A 3,573-nucleotide genomic window follows, 5' to 3' on the forward strand; every position below is an offset into this window, starting at 1 on the left:
TTTTTCTCTCACCTACGAAAAGGCTTGGAAGAGACCAAGATCGATGGAAACTCAGGCTAGTGGGCGCGCTGGGGGCCGGTGCCGCTGTCGACGCTGACCGGGGGCTGCTCGGCGAGGTCGCCGCCCCGGCCCAGCCCGCGCAGCAACCGGTCGAGCACGATGCCGATCTCGATCCGGGCGGTGTCCGGGTCGGCCGCGCCCGCCGTGTAGATGCTCGCCTCCGACAGCAGGGCCGCGACCAGCCTGGTCAGCGGGCCGACTGGGAGCGGATCGATGCGCTCCTCGGCCATCGCCCGCTCCAGCCACTCGGACAGCAGCCGGTAGCCGTGCCGTTCGACGAGGGCGTCCCACGCCTGGTTGCCGAGGACGGCGGGACCGTCGATCAGCACGATGCGCTGGAAGTCGCTGTCCGCGGTGGAGATGTCGAGCAGGGACTGGAACCCCTGCCGCAGCTGCGTCCAGGCGTCGCTGGGCAGCTCCGTGTCGCGCGCGAGCTCGCCCGCGACGAGCTGCTCGGCGACCTCGGTGGCGACCTGTTCCATCACGGTGCGGAACAGCTCGGCCTTGTCGCGGAAGTGATGGTACAACGCGCCTCGGGTGACCTGGGCGTCGGCGACGATCTCCTCGGTTCCGGTGGCGGCGAAGCCCTGCTCGGCGAACCGGCGGCGGGCCGCCGAGATCAGGGCCTGACGGGTGTCAGCCGTCTGCTCGGTACGACGGCTTCTGGTCACCCCCTGATTATGGTGCAGTCAGTGCCTTCCGAGGTGGCTCTGCCGGGGCTGGGATCGGTGGGGGTGGCCGCAGCCCGTTTGGTGGTGGTACCCACAGGACGATGCGATGGCACCGCGGGATTAACCCCCGCCCGACGCGGTCCGATCGAGGAGGGTCCGCCGGGATGGTCGGTGGGCCGACCGATTCCGTTCGCGGTGCGCCATCTGCCCGTCCTCGACCGTGCATCGTCCCTGCTTAGCAGCCCTGTTGGGCGGTACGGTCGGGGGCCGTCGGCGGGGGCGAGGCCACCAGGGCCGCGGCAGGTCTGTAGCGGACGGAAGGTTCTTAACACACAATTACCGCGCTCGTCTGACGCCTGTACGATCCACGTGGCAGCATCACTCTCTGTGACTGTGCTGCAGTGGATAGCCCTCGCCTCCTTGCTCGCCTGGCTGTACCTGGCCGTCGGTCATGGCTTCTTCTGGCGCACCGATCAGCGCCTTCCCGCCCGGCAGGCGCCGTCGTCCTGGCCCAGCGTGGCGATCATCATTCCGGCCCGGGACGAGGCCGACGTGCTGCCCGTGACGCTCCCGACCCTGCTCGCCCAGGACTATCCCGGTCCGGTGCGCCTGATCCTCGTCGACGACGGTTCCACCGACGGGACCACGGAGGTCGCCCGAGCGCTGGCGGAGGAGGCCGGCCGCAACGGGCACACGGGCGTCACCGCCGCGGTCACCGCCTCCACGGAGCCCCCGCCCGGTTGGACCGGCAAGCTGTGGGCCCTGCGGCGTGGCATCGACTGCGCCGGCGATGCCGAATTCCTGCTACTCACCGACGCCGACATCGCGCATGACCCCGGCTCGCTGACCAGCCTCGTGGCCTCGGCGCGTTCGCAGGGGCTGGACATGGTCTCGCAGATGGCCGTGCTGCGAGCCGAGACCGCGTGGGAACGGGTCATCGTGCCGGCGTTCGTCTACTTCTTCGCGATGCTGTATCCGTTCCGGTGGTCGAACCGCCCGCGTTCGCGGGTGGCGGCGGCGGCCGGGGGCTGCTCGCTGGTGCGGCGGGAGGCCCTCGTGGCGGCCGGCGGGCTGGCCGAGGTGCGCGGGGCGGTCATCGACGACGTCGCGATCGCCCGGATCATCAAACGCTCCGGCGGGCGGACCTGGCTGGGGCTCGCCGAGCAGGTCCACAGCCGGCGTCCGTACCCGCGGCTGGCGGACCTGTGGAAGATGGTGTCCCGCAGCGCCTACGCCCAGCTTCGGCACTCGCCCCTGCTGCTGCTCGGCACCGTGCTCGGGATGGCCCTGGTCTTCGTCGTCCCGGTGGCCACCACCATCGCGGGCCTCGCGGTCGGTGATCTCACGGCCGCGATCCTCGGCGCGGTCACCTGGATGATCATGACGCTGTCCTACCTTCCGATGATCAGGTACTACCGTCAGCCGCTTCCCGCCGCCCTGCTGCTCCCCGGCGTCGCCGTGCTCTACCTCGGGATGACGGTGGACTCGGCGCGGCTCAAGCGGGCTGGCCGTGGCGCCGCCTGGAAGGGACGCACCTACGACGACCACGGAACGCCGTCCGCCGACCGGCAGCCCGCGGAGACGGTGGCTGCGGCCGCCGCCGATCCGCTGCCCGCCGGGACCTCTCCCGCCGTTGCGGCCCCACCGGCGATGCTCGTCGAGCCGCCCCGTGACCCGTGGAACGACGGCTTCTCCCGGCCCAGCTCCATACCCGGGCAGCCCGACGAGCCGTGGCGCGGGGACACCGCACGCGGGGTGCCCGAGCCCGATGGGGGGCCCAGACCCACGCCCGGGCGGACGACCGTCAGCCCGGTGCCGGAGGCTGACGGTGCCTCAACCCGCGGAGTCCACCGCGGCTGTCAGCCGGCGGCGCAGGGTGACTGCATCGTCGGCCAACGCCGAGACCAGATAACCCGGACCGGTCAGGGGCAGCCGGCCGACCCCCTCGGCTACCGCTGGCTGCGGACCGGGTCCGGCCCACTCGGGCCCCGCGACGAGTAGCGAGCCGACTGCGCGGGCACCGCCCAGCTGGGCGGGACCCCGCAGCCCCGGCACCCGCGGCCCGAGTAGCAGCTCCTGGCGCAGCAGAGGCACGGTGCCGGCGGCGTGCGCCACGTCGACGCGCAGCGTGCTGAGGACGGACCCGGTGGGCTCGCCGAACCGGCCGAGCAGGATCTCCTCACGCAGCCGCAATCTGGCCGTCGCGGCCAATCGGATCTCGGTGATCATCCGGTGGTCGGCTCCGTCGGCGACCACGGTCGGTTCCGGACCGAAGTCGAGTTCGCCGCCGTCGGCCACCTCCGCGGTGACGGTCAGGCGGGACGGTCCGGGGCCGTGACCTGGCAGGGCGACGGTCGCGGCCACCGAGCGCAGGACGAGGCGCACCCCGCCCCCGACCGAGATGTCCAGCCGCAGGTCGTCGCCCGCCAGCGGACCAGCGGCCCCGTTGACCAGGTGGACCGTCATCGTCGGCAGCGGCTCCGCGTCGACGCCTGCCCCGGTTCGAGCGGGCGGTACGCCGGTCAGGCGCAGGACGATCGGCACATCGGAGCGCAACTCGGCGAGTCGGGGAGCGCCCTGCGTTCCCCGCTCCACCCGCACGGCGGCGTGCGCCCGGACGGCCGTACGGCCCGTGCGGGGGGTGGCCGGCGGCGATGCGGCGTCGGCGGTCGTGGGCATCGGACATCGCCTCCTCGCGGCGGACCCGCAGGAACAGACCCAGCTCGTTGTCGCCCACGGGGGGGGGACCGTAACAGCCATCTCGCCCGGATCATGGCCCCACGGCTACCAGTCTCCGGCCGCTCTGGTCCATGTGTCCGTCCGCGGTACTACGAGCTAGTGC

General features: G+C 72.4%; 2 protein-coding genes and 1 pseudogene. 1 reads left to right on the forward strand and 2 read right to left on the reverse strand.

The genetic code is table 11. The features are described from left to right. Positions 1 to 56 precede the first annotated feature (56 nt). Complete coding sequence (locus G6R25_RS22525) at positions 57 to 731, reverse strand: TetR/AcrR family transcriptional regulator (protein ID WP_163554484.1); 675 nt, start codon at positions 729 to 731, stop codon at positions 57 to 59. A gap of 9 nt (positions 732 to 740) precedes the next feature. On the opposite strand from G6R25_RS22525, the pseudogene G6R25_RS22530 reads away from it, so the two are divergent. Next, positions 741 to 2,213: pseudogene (locus G6R25_RS22530) on the forward strand (glycosyltransferase); the annotation flags it as partial. Positions 2,214 to 2,564: 351 nt separating this feature from the next. Here G6R25_RS22530 and G6R25_RS22535 read toward each other — a convergent pair. Beyond that, a complete protein-coding gene (locus tag G6R25_RS22535; protein ID WP_163554485.1) occupies positions 2,565 to 3,410 on the reverse strand; it encodes an urease accessory protein UreD in 846 nt (281 codons plus the stop codon). Positions 3,411 to 3,573 lie beyond the last annotated feature (163 nt).

Source organism: Candidatus Frankia alpina, from assembly GCF_902806485.1.
GTDB lineage: Bacteria > Actinomycetota > Actinomycetes > Frankiales > Frankiaceae > Frankia > Frankia alpina.

Coding starts and splice junctions, on each gene's coding strand:
- G6R25_RS22535 (WP_163554485.1), bottom strand. CDS start 3,410: ATGCCCACGACCGCCGACGCCGCATCGCCGCCGGCCACCCCCCGCACG.